We start from the raw sequence: 20,583 nt of genomic DNA, 5'->3' as shown, positions 1-20,583 counted from the left end.
TGAGTAGTACCGTTTAAACCTACTACTCGCATGGCGTTAAATCCGTTAGTACCGATCGCTTTCCGCAGGGAGTTAAAGAAGGGCCAGGAACCCGTCAGCTTACTCGCCGCCGATATTGGCGGCACCAAGACCAATGTCGCCCTTTGCCGCGCCGACCATGCCGGTGTCACCATTCTCGATCAACGGCGATATGTCTCCAAAGACCATCCTTCGCTTACGGATATCGTTCATGATTACTGCAAGGGGAAGCTTCCGGGCCGGATCTCCGCGGCGGTGGCCGGACCGGTCGTCGATGGAAAGAGCAAGCTTACCAATCTTCCGTGGGTGCTGGACAGCGCCGTCATGAAGACGGAGCTGGGTATTCCCGTGAGTTTTATCAACGATCTTGAAGCGACGGCGTATGGACTGGCGGGCCTGGGCCCCGATGAGCTGGCCACGTTACAGGCCGGCGTTCCGGCGGCGAAGGGCAATATGGCCATTATTGCCCCCGGCACGGGGCTTGGCGAGGCGGGGCTGTTTTGGGACGGAGCGCGTTTTCATCCGTTTGCCACGGAGGGCGGGCATACCGATTTCGCTCCGCGGACGGCGAAGGATGTAGAGTTGTTCTATGCCTTGCAGCAGCAGTTCGGGCATGTTAGCTGGGAACGGCTTGTTTCGGGAATGGGGATCAAGAATATTTTTCATTGCCTGGCTTCGAAGCATCGGGACGGGGTCCCGGAGTGGCTGGCGCAGCGGATGAAGGAGGAGGACCCGGCGGCGGTGATCAGCCAGGCGGCGTTGAAACATGAAGACCTTATCTGTGCGGAGACGATGGAGTTGTTCGTGCGGTACTTTGCGACGGAGGCGTCTTGTCTTGTTTTGAAACTGATGGCGACGGGGGGATTGTTTTTGGCCGGGGGGATACCGCCGAAGATCCTGCCTTTGTTACAGACGGATAATTGGACGAAGAATTTTGATAATAACGGGCGGATGCATGATCTGTCGGATAAGGTGCCGGTGCATGTCGTGTTGAACGACAAGATGGCGTTGTTGGGGGCGGCGTATTACGGGGCGTATAACATGTGACCGGGTTGGGTTCACTTTAATGTTACCAGAAGCGAGCGGTAGGCTATTCATACCGCTTCTGGCAATTCTCGCAGTAAAATGCCCTTCGCTTTCGTTTGCCTAGGTGGGGGGCTTTTACCAGCGGGATCACGCAACGGGGACAGATGCTTTTTGCATGGACCAGCCAATTCTTTCGTAATTCATAGGCCTTCTTCCATTCGAGAAAGTCGAAACTGTAGTTCCGCGCTTCGCGGATCATTTCCGCCAGCTTGCGCGGAGGCAGGGCGCCGACCCGGCTTTCGGGGTGGACGCGGATACGGAACAAGACCTCATTTTTGATGATATTGCCGACGCCGGCGAAGACGTCCTGGTCCAGCAGGGCATCGGCGACGAGTTCGTCCGGCATTTCTTTGAGCTTCTTTCGGGCTTTGCGGGGGTTCCACTGGTCGTTCATGACATCCGCGCTCCAATCGTACCATTCGTCGAGGTCGCCGGTGAGGATCTTTACCGAGCAGGCGTAGAAATAGATGTCGCCGGTTTTGAAATTTAGGTGCAGGCGGGGATGGGGTTTGGTTCGCTCATTGATGCTATAGGAGCCGAAAAGCGTGACGGCAACGATCTGCTTTCCCTGGAATAGGGAGGCTTGCTCTTTCAGAATTACTATGGAAGGGCCTTCGGGCATGCTTCAGTGCGATGCAAAAGACAAACCAAGGCAACGGTCTACAGCGCCTCTAAACTTCTTCTAAGCGGAGCCGATAAGAAAAACCCTTATTCAACCGAATCCGTCGCTTTTGTGGATATGCGATCAGAGTACGCACTGTAAATTTAAGCTGTGCAACCTCGCTAAATACGTGCAATATCTCTATCAAAGGTTAAGGAATTCGGTATGAACCACTACTCAAAAGAAAACGTCGACAAGGCAAAGGCTTTGAAAAAGCTGATGCGCAAATGGCTTACCACGCAGGAAACAGAAAAGAAGGCGGCTGTACTGATAGCCAAGAACCCCGAACTGCAACGAAAACGGGGGGCAGCCTCAAAATGATCGCGGCGGGCGACGGCGCCTTAGAATAGCCGCAACTGTTTCGATCGGACCGCCGCTTCGGGCGGCTTCGCCTTTCCAAAGACGGTACGTCCTCCATATTTCCAGCTATCGGCCTGTTCCCGGGCGATCCACTCGTCGAGGCCGCGGCCGGTGGGCGCGAAGGAATCTTCGGCGCGTTGCGCGAGAGCGGAGAGCTTCTTCATCGCGTCGAGCTTGTCGCTCTCGCCGACCTTTGCCTTGTGGACGGCGCCCTGCAGGATGGCGATGGTCTCGTCGTAGACGTCGATGGGAACGGGGAAGGGATGGCCATCCTTTCCGCCATGGGCAAAGGCGAAACGCGCGGGATCGCGGAACCGCGCCGGCGTCCCATGGATGACCTCGCTGACCAGGGCCAGCGACTGCAGGGTCCGCGGCCCCACCCCTTCGAGCAGGACCAGCTCTTCGAAATCGGCGGGCCGGCGGTCGTGCGCGAGCCAGAGGACGGCGCCGAGGCGCCGGAGATCGACATCCTCCGCGCGGACGTCGTGATGTGCGGGAAGGGTCAGGAACTGCTGCGCGTCCTGCGTCCTGGGCGGCGGCTGAGTCAACAACTGCTGCGCGTCCTGCATCATCAATTCGGGCTTCTCGCGCGTCAGGGAAAGGACGCCCTTCCGCGCGGGATCGGCCTGGTGATCCGCCAGGTTGAGGATCTCACCCTGGTTGGGACCGCAGATGGCGGTATGCGGGTCGTCGACGAAAGACCGCAGCCCGGCGGAATGCCAGTGATACCGGCGGGCGGTCGAATTTCCCGTGCTCATCCCCTGCTGGATGACGGTCCACTGTCCTTCGCGGCTGAGGACAAAACAATGCATATAGAGCTGAAAGCCGTCCTGGACGACAGTATTGTCCACCTTCGCACTCAGCTTGCTGCTTCGCACCAGCTCCACGCCGTCGAGACCGGTGCTCTCGCAGACCTTCAGGATCTCGGCGGGCGCCTGCCGGGAAGCGCTGCCCTTGCCTCCGCAGATATAGATGCCCAACTCCTTCGAATGAGGATTGATGGCACGCTTCAACGCGCCCATCACCGAAGTGGTGATGCCCGAAGAGTGCCAGTCCATCCCCATCACTGCACCAAAGCTTTGGAACCAGAAGGGATCGGACAGGCGGCGCAACACCTCGTCGCGGCCATAGTCGGCCAACAGCGCCTCGGTCACCGCCAGCCCCAGCCGGGCCATCCGGTCTGCGAGCCACTGGGGGACATAGCCATAATGTAAGGGAAGATCAGCCGCACCCGAACGTTTCATACGCCTCGTTTTGCCAACAAATTTAGTAGATATTTCCCGGATTTTGTCCTATTTGATGGGCGGCTCCTGTTATGGCCGGACAACGGCTATCTTTCCCGTCATAAACCGCCGCACATGAAGCAACTTGCCGCAATGCTGGTCCTCGCCGCCACCCTGACGATGTCCGCCAACGCCCAGGAAAATCTTCCGAACGACTACCTAACCCCCGCCTTTCATGCCGCCCGGAGAGAAGCGCTACGGGCCCTGATGCCGCCGCACTCGGTAGCCGTGATCTTTTCCTACCCCACGCGGACGTTTTCCAACGATATCAGCTATCCCTATCACCCCAACCCCGACCTGTATTATTTCTCGGGGTATAAAGAACCCCAGGCCGTCCTGCTTATCTTCAAAGAGCCCCAAAAGGGCGCCGATGGATCGACCTACCGTGAGCTGTTCTTTGTTCAGCAACGCGACCCGCAACAGGAACAATGGACCGGCCGGCGCCTGGGTGTCGAAAAGACAAAGAGCGAGCTGGGCTTCGACCACGTTTATAATGGCAGCGAATTCGCCGGCTACCCGATCGATCTGGCGGCCTTCGACCACATCCTCTTTTCGGGATTGCCGGACGACGTTCATGACGATCTCCAGGATCCGGCAGACCTCTATGACCTGATGCAGGCGTTCCGGAAAAAAGCGGCGCTGCCGGCCGACTTCGACCCGGCCACCAACGGGCTTCTTGGCAATCTCGCAGAACGGGCGACAGTGGCGACCCTTCCCAGCATCAAGGCCTATATCGGCAAGCAACGGGAAGCGAGCGAGAAGCTGCGCAACAATGAACTCATCACCCGCCTTCTCAACTGCAAGAGTGCCGAAGACCTCGAAGCCTTCCGGAAGAAGGTCGCGGATTTCAAATGGAATACTTTTCTCTATGACCAATCTATCGCGTCGCTGCGCGTGATCAAGACGCCCGAAGAGATGGCGCTGATGCACAAGACCGTCTCCATCTCCGCGATCGCCCATGCGGAAGTAATGAAGGCCATCCGCCCGGGCATGTCGGAGTTGGAACTGCAGGGTCTGCAGGAATATGTCCATAAAAAGCTGGGCGCGGAATATGTCGGCTATCCTTCCATCGTCGGCGGGGGCGCCAACGGTTGTATCCTGCATTATGAAGAGAACGCCCGCACCAATGTCGGTAAGGACATGGTCCTGATGGATATCGGCTCCGAATACCACGGCTACTCAGCGGATGTGACCCGCACCGTTCCCACCACGGGTAAATTCTCCCCCGAACAAAAAGCCATCTACGATCTCGTCTACGAAGCACAGGAAGCGGTCTTCCCGCTGTGCCATGAAGGGACGCCATTCCCGGAGCTGAATGAAAAAGCCACCGAAGTGCTGGCGGCGGGACTCGTCCGGCTGGGCATCATCAAAGACAAATCCCAGGTATCCCTTTACTATCCGCACGGTTGCTCACACTATCTCGGGCTGGATGTTCACGATGTCGGGACCTATGGGCAACCGCTGAAGGAGAATATGGTCATTACCGTCGAACCGGGGATCTATATTCCCGCCGGCAGCCCCTGTGATAAGAAATGGTGGGACATCGGCGTACGGATCGAGGATGATGTGCGGATCGGTAAGGACAAGGAGGAACTGCTTTCCTGGCAGGCACCCCGCAAGGCAGAAGACGTAGAAAAAATGCGGACCCAGAAAAGCGCCATCAACGATTGGGTCCTTCCCGCCATACGCTGAATGGCGGGACGCATTCGGGCACATAACGGCACAATATTGGATTACCTTGTACAAATTCCATTTATGAAAAATTTAATGTTCACAGCCCTGCTCGGAACCGCCCTTTCCCTGGCCGCCCTTAGCGCCAGCGCTCAACATGAGTATGTAAAAGAAAGACCACATGAACATGTGGTCAAACGCCCGGCCCGGCCTGACGCTCATCACGTATGGATCGGCACGGAATGGCATTTCAACAACGGACATTATGAAGAGGTTCCGGGTCACTGGGATGCGCCGCCCCATGGCCGTCATAGCTGGATCCCCGGACACTGGGTCAAGCAACGCCGGGGTTCGTACTGGGTTCCGGGTCACTGGAGCTAACCGGAACCGGCTTTCGTCTTAGCGTACTGCGCCGGCAGCAAAAGTCGCTTTCGAAGTTTGATGAACGGCGCTTCAACGAACCGGTAACTGGCATAAGCCAAAACGAACATGACGGGGATGTTTATCGGGAAATTCGTTATTTTTTGTTGTCCCAAAATGGATGGAGGGAAAAACAATTGCTGCCACAGATACAAACTGTAACTGATCAATCCTATCCGAACCAATCCTTTTGTATTCAATATCCTGTACAGGACCGATCCTTGTTTAAACGATTCAAAAATAAGGCAAATGATAGCCCCGGAAAACAGCGTACGGGCGAATGGAACGGTAATAAACCCGGAATAGGGAATTATTTCCTTTTCACAAAAAAGGGAAATTGCAGCAGCTCCCACTATTATGTACTTGTATTTACCAATCCATTCCCTCTTTCCCATCGCGAAGAACGCGCCGATAAAAATGGCATCGCAATGAAGCAAGAATGCAGCGTCGCCGAAAAGTTGATACCTGTGATGTATGATTCTGAACAGGGGGGCCATACAGATGAAAAAGACGGGCACGATCTTTCTCAATTTCGGAATGCAAAAAACAGCGGGCCATAACAAATAGAATTGCTCTTCCACAGACAAGGACCATGAATGGCCGAGGGTCCATGAACTCCGATCGAAGTCAAAATCCGAAACAAAAAACAAGCTTTTCAAAAAGTCTTTTGCAGTTAAAATCTCACCCCCATTGTTGACCTTATTTAAAAGGAAAACGACAAAAAGCAGCAGGTAGTAAGTTGGAAGGATCCTGAATATCCGGCGGATATAAAAATCCCGCAAGCTAATTCGCTTTGTCTTCTCAAGCTCCTTCATTAGCAGGCTTGTTATAAGAAAGCCGCTGATCACAAAAAAAACCTCGACCCCGTAAATATGCCAGGTCAGCCATTTGAAGTAGCTGCTGAAGGGCGACGGACTCATTAAACTGGAACCGTCGACCACCTGGTGTCCCAATATGACGAGAAGAATCGAGACGCCGCGCCAACCATCAAGGCTTGGGATCCGATCCGGTTGCAGTTTAAGATCTTTATTTTTTACCTCCATATTGACGGTAATTAGCTATTAAGAAGCTGCAATTATACATCTAATTCCGGAAAATCGCGGCCGGCCGGAGAACAAGACGTATCCTTCTGCGCCTGCGAGCTCAAAGATGGATACCGGTGAAAATGCCCTATATTTACACCAATGGGCGAATAAGAGCGCAGAATGGCCTAGCCTTTGTAAACACCTTCCTAACGTATAACCTAAACCAGGAAAGGTATGTTCGTACGTCATCTCTTGCTCCTTATCTTTAGTGTACAGTGGTTTGCCGCGTTCCGGGCCGATGCCCGGAACAACCCGGCTACCTATCGCATCGCCCAGGATAGCACTCCTTTGCCGGCCCGCTGGAATCTCCAGGCCTGCCTGGACTATGCGAATCGAAACAATATCACGCTGAACAGCCTGCGGCTGAGTCAGAAGACCGCCGAACAGAACTATCTTCTTTCCAGGGCCCAGCAGCAACCCAATCTCTCGGGCAACGGCAGTCTTTCCTATACGCATAGCAAGGCGGCCACCGCCGTGATCGGCGGGGTGCAGACAACCTCGTCCTGGAGCAACAGCTGGGGCGCCAGCAGTTCGATCACGATCTACAATGGGGGGTATCTGCGCAACGACATCCTGCAAAAGAACCTCGAGATCGAGTCGGCCAATCTGAATATCCTTCAGTCGACCAACGACATCACCCTGCAGATCACCCGGGCCTATCTCGCTATCCTGCTCGCCAAGGAGAACGTCGTCTATGAGCAGGACCTGATCAATACCACCACCGCGGCCGTGGATCAGGGCCGCAAGCAATACGAGGCGGGAAGCATCGCCCGGAATGCCTTTATCGAACTGCAGGCCCAGCTGGCCACCGACAAGTACAATTTCGTCACCGCGCAGAGCCTCGTCCGGCAAAACAAGCTCAACCTGAAGGTCATCCTCCAGCTGCCTTACCAGGACAGCTTCGATATCATCGACCCGGATACGGTTATCTCCAGGGAGGCCATCTCCGCGCTGGACAGCGTCGTTTCCGTTGCCATGAACAACCGACCGGAGATCAAGAACGGACAGCTGAGCATCGATATCGCCCATTACGATCTGCTCAAGGCGCGTGCGGGCTATCTGCCCATCCTGACGGCCACGGGGCAGCTCTCTTCCAGCTATTACAGCCGCAGCACGGACGCCTATTTCAAACAGCTGGATAACAACTTCTTCCAACAGGTGGGCGTCAATCTCTCGATCCCCATCTTCACCCGGCGGACGGTGAAGACGCAGGTAGAGATCGCGAAGATCAATATCGACCAGGCGAAGCTGAACCTCCAGAACACGCGAACCGTTCTCGCCCAGGAAATCGAGCAGGCTTATATCAACGTCATCAATGCGCAGGGACAGTATGACGCCGCCGTCGAAGGGCTGACGGCCAGCCAGGAGGCCTTCCGGATCGCCGGCGAACAATTGAAAGTGGGGGCCTCCAACCTGGTCGACTACCTGCAGCAGAAGACCTTGTATACACAGGCCTTCCAGGTGTATATCCAGGCCAAATACAATGCGGCCCTAAGTATCAAGATCTATGATTTCTATATGGGAATAGCAGTTAAACTATAAATAAATAATGAAGCGAGCCATCATCATCATTGTTATCCTCCTGCTGGCCGGGGCCGCCGCCTGGTATTTCTTTTTTCGCAAGGAAGAGAAACCCGTCCTCCTGACAACGGAAAGACCCAGGTATGGTTATATCTCGAAGAGCGTAACGGCAACGGGGACAGTGCAACCCGTGGATACGGTTGCGGTCGGCTCGCAGGTCTCCGGGACGATCAAGGTCCTCAATGCCGACTTCAATGCCAAGGTAAAAAAGGGGCAGCTGCTGGCCGAACTCGACAAATCCCTTTTCGTCGCACAGGTGGATCAATACACGGCCAATCTCGCCCTTGCGAAGGCGAATCTGACCTTTCAGAAGAGTACCTTTGACCGGCAATCGCAACTGTATAGTGTCGGCGCTATCAGCAAGGCCGACTATGAGAACGCCCAGAGCCAGTACCAGACCGCACAGGCGCAGGTTCAGAGCGTACAGGCGCAGCTCAACGGGGCGCAGAAGAACCTCGATTATGCCAGCATCTACTCGCCCGTCGACGGCGTCGTCATGACCCGGAACGTCAGCGTCGGGCAAACGGTTGCGGCCAGCTTCAACACTCCTACGTTATTCATCATCGCTAAGGACATCAGCAAGATGCAGGTGCAGGCCGCGGTCTCCGAAGCCGATATCGGCGATGTAAAGGTCGGTCTGCGGGTAACCTTCACCGTTGATGCGTATCCGGACATCACCTTTACGGGCACCGTCAACCAGGTTCGGCTGGAGCCTGTCGTCTCGGCCAATGTGGTCACCTATTCGACGATCATCACCGCGCCGAACCAGGACCTCAAGCTGAGGCCCGGCATGACGGCCAATATCTTCATCTTTACCCGGGAGGTCGACAGTGCGATGCTGATCACGGCGAAAGCGCTGAAATATAAGCCGGACGATGCTCTTGGCAAACAATACAAGATCTTCCCCGACACCGTCGACGAACGGGAAGTGGCTGTGGAGGCGAAGCGATCGTCCGCCAATCCGCTCAGCCCGCCCCGTCACCGACACGATTCCACTTCGCGGCAGGTGGATACCGCACCCCGTACGGGAACCCCGGCCTTTGTCTGGGTGAAGGTTGGCGACAGCCTGATCGAGAAGAAGATCACTACGGGGCTCAACAACGACACCAGGGTACAGGTGCTGAGCGGGCTTGACCTCGACGACGAGGTGGTGAATGGCGAAGAAGCGGCAGCTGCGGCCGGCGCCAGGTCGGGCGCGGTAAGGAGCCCCTTCATGCCGGCCCGCCGGGGCGGCGGGACCCGTAGCGGCGGAGGAAGTGGTGGCGGCCGTGGAGGCGGCGGCGGCAGATGAGGCTAAAATTGTCCTTCGGACAAGATGCCTCCGGCATCTTAAAAGCAATCCCATGAGCAATCAGAAGATATTGGAATTACATGATATCAAGCGGGAGTTCCGGATGGGCTCGGAGGTGGTTCGCGCCCTCAAGGGCGTCTCCTTCGACGTCGTTGCCGGGGAGTTCCTGACCATCATGGGCAGTAGCGGATCGGGCAAAACGACATTGCTGAACACCCTTGGGTGTCTTGACAAACCCACCGACGGCGCCTATCTGCTGGATGGGGTGGATGTCCGCAAACTGGGCCGTAACGAACTGGCGAAACTGCGCAACAACAAGATCGGCTTTGTCTTCCAGGCCTATAACCTCCTGCCCCGAACTTCGGCGCTGGAGAATGTCGAGCTGCCGCTGCTGTACAACCCGGCGCTGACCGCAAAGGAGCGGAAGGAGCGGGCGATAAAATGCCTTGAAGCGGTCAACCTCGGAGACCGGCTGGATCACACGCCTAGCCAGCTTTCGGGTGGTCAGCAACAACGGGTGGCCATCGCGCGGGCCCTGGTGAACGAACCGGTGATGATCCTTGCCGACGAGGCGACCGGCAACCTCGACTCGCGAACCTCGTACAGCATTATGGCGTTATTGCAGGAGCTGAACTCCCAGGGCAAGACGATCGTATTCGTGACGCATGAGCCGGACATCGCGTCCTTCAGCAGCCGGACCATCATGCTTCGGGACGGGAAGGTGATGAAGGACAGCCCGAACGAAAGCCGCAAGAGCGCGAGACAAATGCTTGAATCCCTGCCCAAAACGGAAGACTATTAAACGTTTGCAGTATGAGTCTCTTCAATCTCCTCCGCATTGCCCTTAGGGCCCTGCAACGCAACAAGCTGCGGGCCTTTCTCACCATGCTGGGCATCATCATCGGCGTCGCCTCGGTCATTGCCATGGTGGCCATCGGCCAGGGTTCCAAGCAGTCGATCCAAAGCCAGCTCTCGGGCATGGGCTCCAATATGATCATTATCCGGCCCAACAGTAATATCTCGGCGGGTGCAAGGCTGGACGCCACCAACGTGCAGACACTCACCCTCGACGACGTAAAGGCCCTGCAAAAGCAGGCTCCGGATCTCAGCGCGGTCTCCCCGATGGCCAATGCCAAGGGACAGGCCATCTATGGCAATAACAACTGGCCGACCACTATCCAGGGGGTTCAGCCCAACTACCTGACAATCATCCGCCAGTGGCCCGTACAGGATGGGGTGGCCTTTACCGACCGGGATGTCCAGACACAGTCCAAGGTCTGCCTGCTGGGGCAGACGGTGATCACGAATCTTTTTCCAACCGGCGGAAGCCCGATCGGAAAATATATCCGTTTCGGCAATGTGCCCCTGCTGGTGATCGGCACCCTGGCCCCGAAAGGGGAAAGCGCTTTCGGTCAGGACCAGGACGATGTCATCATCGCGCCGTTCACGACCGTACAGCGCCGCATCCTGGCCTCGGCCCATTCCACCATTTTCGTTCAGAATATCTATGCCTCCGCCATTGACGAGACAAAAACCACGGCCGCCTCGGACGAGATCTCCAATATCCTCCGGACGACGCACCGGCTGAAACCTTCCGACGAGGACGATTTCGCGGTGCGCACCATGCAGGAGCTGATCAACACCTTCAGCAGCACCAGCCAGCTGCTGACCGTCCTGCTGGCCGTCATCGCCGGTATCTCACTGCTGGTGGGCGGCATTGGGATCATGAATATCATGTATGTATCAGTTACCGAGCGCACGCGCGAGATCGGGCTCCGGATGTCCATCGGGGCGCGGGGCGTCGATATCCTGCTGCAATTCCTCACCGAGGCGATCCTCATCAGCCTTACCGGCGGCGTGCTGGGGGTCATCCTGGGCGTCAGCTCGGCCTGGCTGGTCACCTTCTTTTTGAAATGGCCGACTTTGGTGACGGAGCCGTCTATTGTCCTTTCCTTCCTTGTTTGCGCCATTACGGGCGTCTTTTTCGGGTATTATCCGGCGCAGAAGGCGAGCCGGCTGGATCCTATCGAGGCGTTGCGGTATGAGTAGGGATTTTGCTTATATTTATCTCTGTCTAATCGTAACTTTGCCTTCAATATGAAACGAAAAGAGGAAGTCCTACACGACGTCGTCATAAAATTCGCCGGCGACTCCGGCGACGGCATGCAGCTTACCGGAAGCCAGTTCACCAACAACACCGCCTTACTTGGGATCGATCTCGCGACGTTCCCCGATTTCCCTGCCGAGATCCGCGCCCCCCAGGGTACGCTTCCGGGCGTCAGCGGTTTCCAGCTTCGCTTTTCCAGCGACGCCATCTTTACGCCCGGGGATGAATCCGATGTTCTCGTGGCCATGAATGCGGCGGCCCTGAAAGCCAATCTGAAGAGTCTGAAAAAGGGCGGGACGATCATTGCCAACACGGAAGGATTCGACCAGAAGAACCTCCGGCTGGCCAACTACCCGGACGGGGTCAACCCGCTGGAGGATCATTCGCTGGACGGCTATACCGTGTGCAAAATGGACGTCACCAAAATGACCCGGGAGGCGTTGAAGGACATTACCATGGGCACCAAGGAAAAGGACCGCGCCAAGAACATGTTCGTCCTGGGTTTCCTGTATTGGATGTACAACCGGAATATGGAGACCACCACCCGATTCCTGAAAGATAAATTCGGCAAGAAGCCGGAGATTCTCGAGAGCAATCTCCGGGCTCTGCAAGCCGGCTATAATTTCGGCGATACTACCGAGACCTTCACCACCACCTATCGCGTGGAAAAGGCGAAGATGCCGGCGGGAGTGTATCGCAGCATCATGGGTAACCAGGCCCTTGCATTCGGGTTGGTCGCCGCCTCGGAGAAAAGCGGCCTGCCCCTGTTCCTGGGCTCCTACCCCATTACCCCCGCCAGCGATATCCTGCACGATCTTAGCCGGCATAAGTCTTTTGGCGTTCGCACCTTCCAGGCGGAAGACGAGATCGCCGCGATCACCTCGGCGATTGGCGCATCGTACGGCGGTTCACTGGGCGTAACGACCACCTCGGGCCCCGGGATGGCGTTGAAGGCCGAAGCCATGGGTCTTGCTGTGATGATGGAGATCCCGCTGGTCATCTGCGATATCCAGCGAGGAGGGCCCTCCACGGGTCTGCCGACAAAAACCGAACAAAGCGATTTGCTGCAGGCTTACTATGGCCGCAACGGCGAATGCCCCATGCCGGTCATCTCCGCCTCGACTCCCAGCGATTGTTTTGAGGCCGTCTATGAGGCCGTCCGGATAGCGGTCCAGCATATGACCCCCGTGATCTTTCTCAGCGACGGATATATCGCCAACGGCGCCGAGCCCTGGCGTTTCCCGAAGAGCGCCGATCTTCCGCCCATCGAGGTCAAGTTCAAAAAGGAACTCGCCGAAGGCGAAGAGATATTCCAGCCCTATCTGCGCGATGAAAAGCTGGTCCGTCCCTGGGCCATCCCGGGCACGCGCGGGCTCGAGCACCGCATCGGCGGATTGGAAAAACAGAATGTCACGGGCAATGTCAGCTATGACCCCGAGAACCACCAGAACATGGTCAAGATCCGCGAAGAAAAAATAAACCGGATAGCCGATCATATCCCCGCCCAAAAGCTTGACAGCGGTCCCGAGAACGGCGACTTGCTTGTCCTTGGCTGGGGCAGCACCTATGGCGCGATCAAGAGTGCGGTGGCCGAGCTGCAGCGTGACGGCTATGCGGTATCCCATGCTCATTTGCGCTATCTGCGTCCTTTCCCCGCCAATCTTGGGGAGATCATCCGCAATTTCCGGCATGTGCTGATCCCCGAGATCAACAATGGGCAGCTGATCAAGATCATCCGCGACCAGTTCCTGGTCGATGCCAAGGGCTATAACAAGATCATGGGCGTGCCGATCACGAAGTCGGAGCTGGTGGTGAAGGTGAGGGAGCTTCTCGGCGGCCATAACTAAGGGCTAATGCCGGACTGATCTTCGCGAGGTCCGCTGTCACCTTCGAGATGAAGTTGAACTGATCGACGACGGGCTTGAAGTCTTTTGAAGCCTGCGCCTTCTGATTCAATGCCAATAACAATTCCTTCGCCGGCGGCCTGGGCATCGCGGTATTCTTATCTTCCAGCACGTCGACCGACCGCTCCAACCGGAAGACGATATCCTCCACCACGGGCTCGTAGGCTTTATCCGCATATTGTGCGGCATAAGGATCCATATAATAGGCCAGGGTAGCGATATGCGAAGTAAGCATGTGGTTGGAAACGACGAATTGGTGCATTTCGGTGATACTCTTCTGCTGGCGGCGGGGCTCCGACAACATCCGCGAAAGCGCATCGGAAAGGTTGGCCAGCGCGACGAAGGCGTTCTTGCGGGAAAGCTTGTATTGATGAACGGTGGCCGGCCGGCCGAGGAAAGAACCCGCCACATCCCTGAAATAGGCGATATTGGCCTCCAATGCGGCGCTCATAAAATCCGAGATGCGTTCGTGTTCCCACCTGGGGATGATCAGCAGGCTTGCCACGAAGGATATCCCCGATCCGATGACGGTGTCGATCACCCGGTCGGCGAGAATGGTCCGGAAATCCGTTGGATAAAGCAGGTGGAAGAGCAGCAGCACATACGGCGTGGTCATGATCACCGCGATGAGGTAGTTAGTACGGAGGAAGACATAGGTCATGATCATGAACCCAAACATCAATAAGAACAGCACCGTCGTGTCCTTGATGAAATACAGGATCAGCAGACCGACAAAGGCCCCGCCCAGGGTCCCCAGCAGCCGCTGGACATTCCGCTGCTTTGTCAGGCTGTACACCGGTTTCATGATCACGATGATCGTCAGCAGGATCCAGTAGCCATGTCCGAAGGGCAGGAAACCCGAGATGATATAGCCGGCCAGGGTCGCGATGCTGACGCGAACCGCGTGCCGGAAGATATCCGAACTGAAATTGAGGTTGTCGACGATCAGCTTCCGGTCCACCTCGGTGTGGGCGACGAATTCCCCGACGTCCACTTCCGCGGTGACATTCCGGCTCAGCCGGCGATCGTATGTCGTATATCCATGCAGCGTATGCAGGCGCAGGGCCAGGTCTTCGATGCTGTCCAGGATATCGTCCATGCTGGAAAACGCATCCGCGTTCTCCACGGCGCCGTGCCTGTCGCGGTATTGCGCCAGTTGCCCGCGCACTTCGCGGATGCGGGCGGCAAGGTCGCCACTCTCGGCGGATGGTTTCCCGCTCATGATCGCTATGCCGATCTCATCGAGCTCCGCGGCCAGCTGCAGGATCAGCCGGCGGCAATCCTGCATCAATTCCGTACCGTCAAAGGCCCGGTGCAGCATCCGGTAATCCTGTTGTGAGGTCATGATCCTTTCGAAAAAGTCAATAATATCGAGAAAGATCATCATCAGCACGCGGCCTACATGGGTCGATTCCTGCACGATATTGCGGCTTTTGAAAAGGAGCTCCCGAACGAGATCCTGTTTGGTATGGTTATCGACCTGGCTTTCCACGAGCTGGCGGTAGTCCTCGTCGTAGTCCGTATCGCGGGCATAGAAGGCAGCCTTGACCCGCAGGTATCCCGCTGTAGCCTGGATGCAGTCGCCGATCGCCTGCTGAACCAGGCGGTAGGGCCGGAAGCTGTACAGCAACAGGCTGAGAACGGTGTACCACATACCACCGGCAAGCACGTACGCCGCAGTGATCAGGCTGTCGAGGGGTGTGTGCGGACGATCGATATTCAGCACCATCACCAGCAACGCATTGACGCCGATGGAGCTTGCCCGTGCGCCATATACGCCAATGAAGGAAAAGAGAAAGCAGAAGATGAGCACCAACAACCCTGTCCAAATATGGGAACCGGAGGCCAGGTCGACGAGCAAGGTCACGAGGAATATTATTAACATGCAGGCTATCATACCATTACGGCGATGGTGGATCGGCCCCGGATTATCGGTGTTCCCAACGCACATTGCACCGAGAGAAAGTGATATCCCGGCGCCCAGGTTGTTGAACTGACTGAGCAGTATCGCAGGTAATGTGATGCCTACGGTAATACGTATAGCTCCATTTAGATAATGACTGTTGATAAAACTCTTATATTGCTTTATATAATCCATGCTCTTCGTATATTGTACGCGTATTGTTACGCGTATCGATACTAACCATTAGCCAGCTGCCGATAAAACCTACAACGCCTATAACATGAGACTGCCTGCTTTGATCCTTGGGATCATCCTATCCTATGGAAGCCTAAACGCTCAGCAGGTAAAGGGCTTGGCAAGAGACGACAAGGGTAAACCATTATCAGACGCTTCGGTTGCTCTAAAAAGGGATAAGGATTCTTCCCTGGTAAAACTAAGCATTTCAGGTGCATCCGGCGAATACGAATTTTCTTCCATCACGCCCGGCCGTTATTTTATCACCGCCTCACATATCGGCTTCGTTTCACAAAATTCCGCATCTTTTGTGATAACAGCGGAGGGGTTGACAACCGCACCGCAGCTTACGCTCGTCCGCGCGTCAAAAGAATTGACGCAGGCCAAGGTGTCGGCCCGGAGACCGCTGGTGGAGGTAAAGCCCGACAAGCTTATTCTCAACGTCGAAGGCAGTGTCAACGAGGTGGGCTCCGATGCGCTGGAGTTGCTGCGGAAGTCGCCGGGCGTAACGGTCGACAACGACAATAATCTGAGTCTCAGTGGGAAGAATGGAGTGCAAGTATACATCGACGGTCGGCCCACCTATCTTTCCGCGACCAATCTTGCCGACTATCTGCGGACCCTGTCCTCCTCGTCGATCGAGTCCATCGAGATCATCAGCAACCCATCCGCCAAATACGAGGCGGCGGGTAACGCGGGCATCATCAATATCCGCCTGAAGAAGAACGGGGCATATGGAACGAACCTGTCGGTAACGGCGGGTTATAGTATCGGCACCTACTCCAAGTACAATGGCGCCTTCTCCTTCAATCACCGGGACCGCAACATCAACCTGTTCGGTGAATACTCTTACAACCACACCCTTTACGAGGGATATTCCACCCAGTACAGGACGCAGCTGGATACGTTCTTCCTTCAAAAGACAGTGTTGGTGACCACGACCAATGCACACAACTATAAATTCGGGGCCGATTATTTTATCAATCCGAAGAACACCCTTGGATTTATAGTCAATGGACTGAGCTCGGCGTACGGCATCTCCAGCAATGCCGGCACTTCTATCGTCTATGTCCCAACGAATCAAACGGCGCGGCTGCTGCAGGCGGATAACCGGACGAGCGGCACCCGCGACCATGTCAACTTCGACGTCAATTACCGTTTTGCCGACAGCAGCGGCCATGAGCTGAATTTCGACGCCGATTATGGTGTTTATCATTTTCGCAGCAACCAGTACCAGCCCAATGACTACTTCGACTCCACCGGCAAGATCCCGTTGTACAGCCACAATTATGATATGATCGCGCCCTCGGACATCCATATCTACACGTTCAAGGCCGACTATGAGACCAACCTCGCCGGGGGAAAGCTGAGCCTGGGGATGAAGTCCTCTTATGTCAGCACCCGTAACGATTTCGAAGAATACGATGTCAGCTACGGCGGAGGCGTCAGTCATTCGGTAATGGATACCCTAAGCAGCAACGATTTCGACTACAAGGAAAACATCAATGCCGGGTATGCCAACTACACCCGGACGCTGAAGGGCTGGGTCATCACCGGCGGGCTCCGTGCCGAGAACACCAACAGCAAGGGGGTCTCGGCGGGTTACAAGGAAAATCCGGCCGGACCGGCGGGGGAACCCTTTGTTCCTTATGATTCCACGTTCAACCGGCATTATACCGATCTCTTTTCCAGTGCTTCGGTGACCTTTAACAAGGACCCGATGAAACAATGGACGCTGAACTACAGCCGGCGGATAGACCGGCCAAGCTATCAGTACCTGAACCCTTTCCAATTCAAGCTCGACGACTATACCCTTTCGCGGGGCAATACCCAGCTGCGTCCACAGTACACCAATAGCGTGGGACTCACGTTCAGCTGGCGTCACAGGCTCACCGTGACCGCCAACTACAGCCATACAAAGGACCTGGCGACTTCGATCTTCGATACGATCGACGGATCGAAGTCGCTCTATGAGCGGCAGAACCTCGCCAGCCAGGATGTTGGCAGCCTGGCGATCAATTATCCTTTCGAGTTCAAATGGTACAGCGGGTTCGTCAATGTCACCGGCTTTTACCAGTTGAACAAGGCTAATTTCGGGGTGGGCCGTACGATAGATCTGAATGTCTTCAATACGACTATCTATTCGCAACACATGGTCCGGTTCGGCAAGGGGTGGACGGGGGAGATCGATCAATATTATACTTCGCCCAATGTCTGGATGGCGACGCTCCGCGTGGCGTCGCAGTGGAGTCTTGACGCGGGTTTGCAAAAGACCGTCTTTGGCGGCAGCGGATCGTTGAAGGTCTCTGTGTCCGATATCTTTCACAGTTTCACCTGGACGGGCAACAGCGTTTTCGCCGGTCAGAACACGCATATCGTGGGGGGGTCGGAGACCCGTCAGCTGAAACTTTTCTTTACCTACCGGTTCGGCAACAAACAGTTAAAGGGGGCGCGGCGGCGCAATACGGGCTCCGAAGAGGAGAGCAAGCGGGCGGCCCAATAGATGGCTCCGGCTGCGTTCAATCGGGTTGGTTTTCTTATCTTTACCGGCTATGCAAGTCATCACCGACGACATCAGGACCCTCTTTGCCGGCTTTTCCGACGCGCCGGTCACCGGGTTGGAGAAAATACCCCAGTCAGGCAGTAACCGCATGTATTTCCGCCTTCGCACGGCCGCTGGATCGTTTATCGCCACCTACAATGATAATGTCCGGGAGAACGAGACCTTTATTCATTACAGCCGCCATTTCCGCGCGAAGGGCAGTCCTGTACCGGAGATCTTTGCCGTCAATGCCGCTTATACCATTTATTTACAGGAAGACTTTGGCGATCTTTCGCTGCTGGGCGAACTCGAGAAGCAGGGGCACAACGACCGGGTCTATTCTTTTTTTCAAAAAAGCCTCGCGCAGCTGGCGCGGTTGCAGATACTCGGGGATGCCGGGCTGGATTACAGCTGGGCGATAACTTCGAAGGAGTTCGGCAAACAGGCGATCCTGAGCGATCTGCTCTATTTCAAATATTATTTCCTCGACACCCTGCAGATCCCTTATGACAAGGAACTGCTGATCGATGATTTCGAGGCACTGAGCACCTATCTTACGCACGTCGATCACAAATACTTTATGTTCCGCGACTTTCAAAGCCGCAACATCATGCTCCGCGACGAGGCCGTACACTTTATCGATTTCCAGGGCGGCATGAAAGGGGCCCTGCAGTATGATGTGGCCTCGCTGCTCTGGCAAGCCAAGGCCGAGCTGCCCGACAGTTGGAAGGACGGTCTGCTGGAATACTATATGGACTGTGTGGAAGGGATCCTGGACAAGACCATCGATCGTAACCGGTTCGTGAGTCAATACAATGGCTATGTGCTGATCCGGCTATTGCAGGTGCTGGGCGCCTACGGTTTCCGGGGGCTCTTCGAACGCAAGGCTCATTTCCTCATCAGCATTCCGCTGGCCCTGCGCAACTTCAAGTGGTTCCTGGGGAACAAGCAGGTCGGGATCGTTCTGCCGGAGTTTGAAAGATTGCTTGGATTGATGGTGCAGGATGAGGTGATCGGGCGTTTTGAACCCGTACAGGCGACAGCGGCAACGCCGCTGGTGGTGCATATCAACAGCTTTTCCTACAAGAAGCAGCATCCGACCGACGACAGCGGGAATGGAGGCGGGTTTATGTTCGACTGTCGCGGCATCCATAACCCGGGGCGGATCCCTGAGTTTAAGACCCAGACGGGTCGTGACAAGCCGGTGAAGGATTTCCTCGAGCAGCAGACCCGGATGCCTGAATTCCTCAACAGTGTTTATAATATCGTCGACATCTCGGTCGAGGACTATATCAAGAGAGGGTTCGACAGTCTGCTGGTGAACTTTGGCTGTACGGGCGGGCAGCATCGCAGCGTTTATGCGGCCGACGCCCTTGCCCGTCATTTGCGGAATAAATTCCATGTGAAGATCGATCTGCACCATATCGAGCAGGAAGCGAAAAACTGGGTCAACCCGTGATGTACTATCTTGTCTATGGCGTTCTATACGGGCTATCCCTGTTGCCGATGTGGCTGTTGTACGGGTTCTCGGACGGCATCGCCTTCCTGCTCTATGCGGTGATCCGTTACCGGCGAGGTGTTGTGTTGTCCAACCTTGTCATCGCGTTCCCGGAAAAGACCGATGCGGAGCGGTTGCGAATTGCCAAGCGGTTCTACCGCAATTTCACGGATAATTTCATCGAGACCCTCAAGCTGCTTTCCGCGGGGCCGGACTTTTTGGAGCGGCGTCTGGTCATCGACAATCCCGAACTGCTGGACTATTATTATGACCAGGGGCGTAAGCTTCATGCCCACCTCGGGCATCTCTTTAACTGGGAGATCGGCAATGCCGCCATTCCCCGGCTCACACGCTATCCGTTCCTGGTGGCCTATATGCCCGTCGAGAATAAGGTATTCGAGCGCCTGTTCCTGCATTTGCGGAGCCGCACCGGCTCCATTCCCTTGCCTGCCACGCGCCTGCAACGCGCGATCCTGCCCTACCGGAACCAACAATATATTCTCGCGCTGGTAGCCGACCAGGCGCCGGGGGGACCGGAGAACTCTTACTGGCTCAACTTCTTTGGCCGGCCAACCCCCTTTGTCCGGGGACCCGAGAGAGGTGCGCGCATCGCCGATATTCCGGCGATATTCGTTCGTTTTTACAAGGTCCGCCGTGGCCACTATCGCGCCGAGCTGATCACCATTGCCGAACACCCTGGGGTCCTCCCCGAGGGCGAGCTGACCCGGCGCTATTGCCGGTTACTGGAAGACGCTATTCGCCGGCAACCCGATAGCTGGCTATGGAGTCATAAAAGATGGAAATTTGGCTGGAACCCGGAATTGCAACCCTTCTGGATCGACGACGAAAAAAATACCCCTACTACGTGAGTAAATAGTTTCACTGAGCTATGGCATATCAGGAAATTATAATACATTTACTACAAGTGATCCTTAGTAG

General features: G+C 55.7%; 16 protein-coding genes. 12 read left to right on the top strand and 4 right to left on the bottom strand.

The window, feature by feature from the left end; all coding sequences use genetic code 11:
* The first annotated feature begins 30 nt into the window (after positions 1 to 30).
* Complete coding sequence (gene glk, locus VHE34_RS26880) at positions 31 to 1,065, top strand: glucokinase (protein WP_325593800.1); 1,035 nt, start codon at positions 31 to 33, stop codon at positions 1,063 to 1,065.
* Between the two features lie 43 nt (positions 1,066 to 1,108).
* Here the strand turns inward: glk and VHE34_RS26875 are convergent, their stop codons facing one another.
* On the bottom strand, positions 1,109 to 1,726 hold the full coding sequence (locus tag VHE34_RS26875) for an endonuclease (protein WP_325593798.1): 618 nt from the start codon (positions 1,724 to 1,726) through the stop codon (positions 1,109 to 1,111).
* Positions 1,727 to 1,930: 204 nt separating this feature from the next.
* Between VHE34_RS26875 and VHE34_RS26870 the strand changes: the two genes are divergently transcribed.
* Positions 1,931 to 2,086, top strand: a complete 156-nt coding sequence (locus VHE34_RS26870; RefSeq protein ID WP_325593796.1) for a hypothetical protein — start codon at positions 1,931 to 1,933, stop codon at positions 2,084 to 2,086.
* Positions 2,087 to 2,106: 20 nt separating this feature from the next.
* On the opposite strand, the gene VHE34_RS26865 is transcribed toward VHE34_RS26870, so the two are convergent.
* Positions 2,107 to 3,369: a DUF763 domain-containing protein gene (locus VHE34_RS26865; RefSeq protein ID WP_325593794.1), complete on the bottom strand. Its 1,263-nt coding sequence runs from the start codon at positions 3,367 to 3,369 to the stop codon at positions 2,107 to 2,109.
* A 114-nt stretch (positions 3,370 to 3,483) separates the two neighbouring features.
* Here VHE34_RS26865 and VHE34_RS26860 point away from each other — a divergent pair, with 114 nt between their 5' ends.
* Both VHE34_RS26860 and VHE34_RS26855 read left to right on the top strand, forming a co-directional pair.
* Positions 3,484 to 5,100, top strand: coding sequence for an aminopeptidase P family protein (locus tag VHE34_RS26860; protein ID WP_325593792.1), 1,617 nt, complete (start codon positions 3,484 to 3,486; stop codon positions 5,098 to 5,100).
* Positions 5,101 to 5,163: 63 nt separating this feature from the next.
* Positions 5,164 to 5,460: a hypothetical protein gene (locus VHE34_RS26855; protein WP_325593790.1), complete on the top strand. Its 297-nt coding sequence runs from the start codon at positions 5,164 to 5,166 to the stop codon at positions 5,458 to 5,460.
* Here the strand turns inward: VHE34_RS26855 and VHE34_RS26850 are convergent.
* Positions 5,457 to 6,542 carry an acyltransferase gene (locus VHE34_RS26850; RefSeq protein WP_325593788.1) on the bottom strand — a complete coding sequence of 362 codons (1,086 nt, stop codon included), beginning with the start codon at positions 6,540 to 6,542 and terminating at the stop codon, positions 5,457 to 5,459. The two genes, VHE34_RS26855 and VHE34_RS26850, sit on opposite strands and share 4 nt — an antisense overlap.
* Before the next feature lie 216 nt (positions 6,543 to 6,758).
* Between VHE34_RS26850 and VHE34_RS26845 the strand changes: the two genes are divergently transcribed.
* From VHE34_RS26845 to VHE34_RS26825, 5 genes are read left to right on the top strand one after another with little or no spacing between them, the layout of a single operon-like run.
* Complete coding sequence (locus tag VHE34_RS26845; protein ID WP_325593786.1) at positions 6,759 to 8,126, top strand: TolC family protein; 1,368 nt, start codon at positions 6,759 to 6,761, stop codon at positions 8,124 to 8,126.
* 7 nt (positions 8,127 to 8,133) lie between these two features.
* Positions 8,134 to 9,456: an efflux RND transporter periplasmic adaptor subunit gene (locus VHE34_RS26840; RefSeq protein ID WP_325593784.1), complete on the top strand. Its 1,323-nt coding sequence runs from the start codon at positions 8,134 to 8,136 to the stop codon at positions 9,454 to 9,456.
* 52 nt (positions 9,457 to 9,508) lie between these two features.
* The gene (locus VHE34_RS26835; protein ID WP_325593781.1) at positions 9,509 to 10,258 is read left to right on the top strand and encodes an ABC transporter ATP-binding protein; all 750 of its coding nucleotides are present in this window, start codon (positions 9,509 to 9,511) and stop codon (positions 10,256 to 10,258) included.
* An 11-nt stretch (positions 10,259 to 10,269) separates the two neighbouring features.
* Positions 10,270 to 11,505: an ABC transporter permease gene (locus VHE34_RS26830; RefSeq protein ID WP_325593779.1), complete on the top strand. Its 1,236-nt coding sequence runs from the start codon at positions 10,270 to 10,272 to the stop codon at positions 11,503 to 11,505.
* 48 nt (positions 11,506 to 11,553) lie between these two features.
* Positions 11,554 to 13,410, top strand: a complete 1,857-nt coding sequence (locus VHE34_RS26825; protein WP_325593777.1) for a 2-oxoacid:acceptor oxidoreductase subunit alpha — start codon at positions 11,554 to 11,556, stop codon at positions 13,408 to 13,410.
* Here the strand turns inward: VHE34_RS26825 and VHE34_RS26820 are convergent.
* Complete coding sequence (locus VHE34_RS26820; RefSeq protein ID WP_325593775.1) at positions 13,355 to 15,352, bottom strand: FUSC family protein; 1,998 nt, start codon at positions 15,350 to 15,352, stop codon at positions 13,355 to 13,357. The genes VHE34_RS26825 and VHE34_RS26820 overlap by 56 nt on opposite strands.
* A 298-nt stretch (positions 15,353 to 15,650) precedes the next feature.
* On the opposite strand from VHE34_RS26820, the gene VHE34_RS26815 reads away from it, so the two are divergent.
* From VHE34_RS26815 to VHE34_RS26805, 3 genes are read left to right on the top strand one after another with little or no spacing between them, the layout of a single operon-like run.
* On the top strand, positions 15,651 to 18,107 hold the full coding sequence (locus tag VHE34_RS26815) for an outer membrane beta-barrel family protein (protein WP_325593773.1): 2,457 nt from the start codon (positions 15,651 to 15,653) through the stop codon (positions 18,105 to 18,107).
* Between the two features lie 49 nt (positions 18,108 to 18,156).
* Positions 18,157 to 19,605: a RapZ C-terminal domain-containing protein gene (locus VHE34_RS26810; RefSeq protein WP_325593771.1), complete on the top strand. Its 1,449-nt coding sequence runs from the start codon at positions 18,157 to 18,159 to the stop codon at positions 19,603 to 19,605.
* On the top strand, positions 19,605 to 20,513 hold the full coding sequence (locus VHE34_RS26805) for a lysophospholipid acyltransferase family protein (RefSeq protein ID WP_325595499.1): 909 nt from the start codon (positions 19,605 to 19,607) through the stop codon (positions 20,511 to 20,513). The genes VHE34_RS26810 and VHE34_RS26805 overlap by 1 nt, the downstream gene beginning before the upstream one ends.
* Positions 20,514 to 20,583 lie beyond the last annotated feature (70 nt).

The sequence above is a fragment of the Puia sp. genome, from assembly GCF_035546395.1.
Classification (GTDB): domain Bacteria; phylum Bacteroidota; class Bacteroidia; order Chitinophagales; family Chitinophagaceae; genus Puia.
The sequence above is the reverse complement of the archived record's forward strand: the minus strand, read 5'-3'. Positions and strand labels throughout refer to the sequence as shown.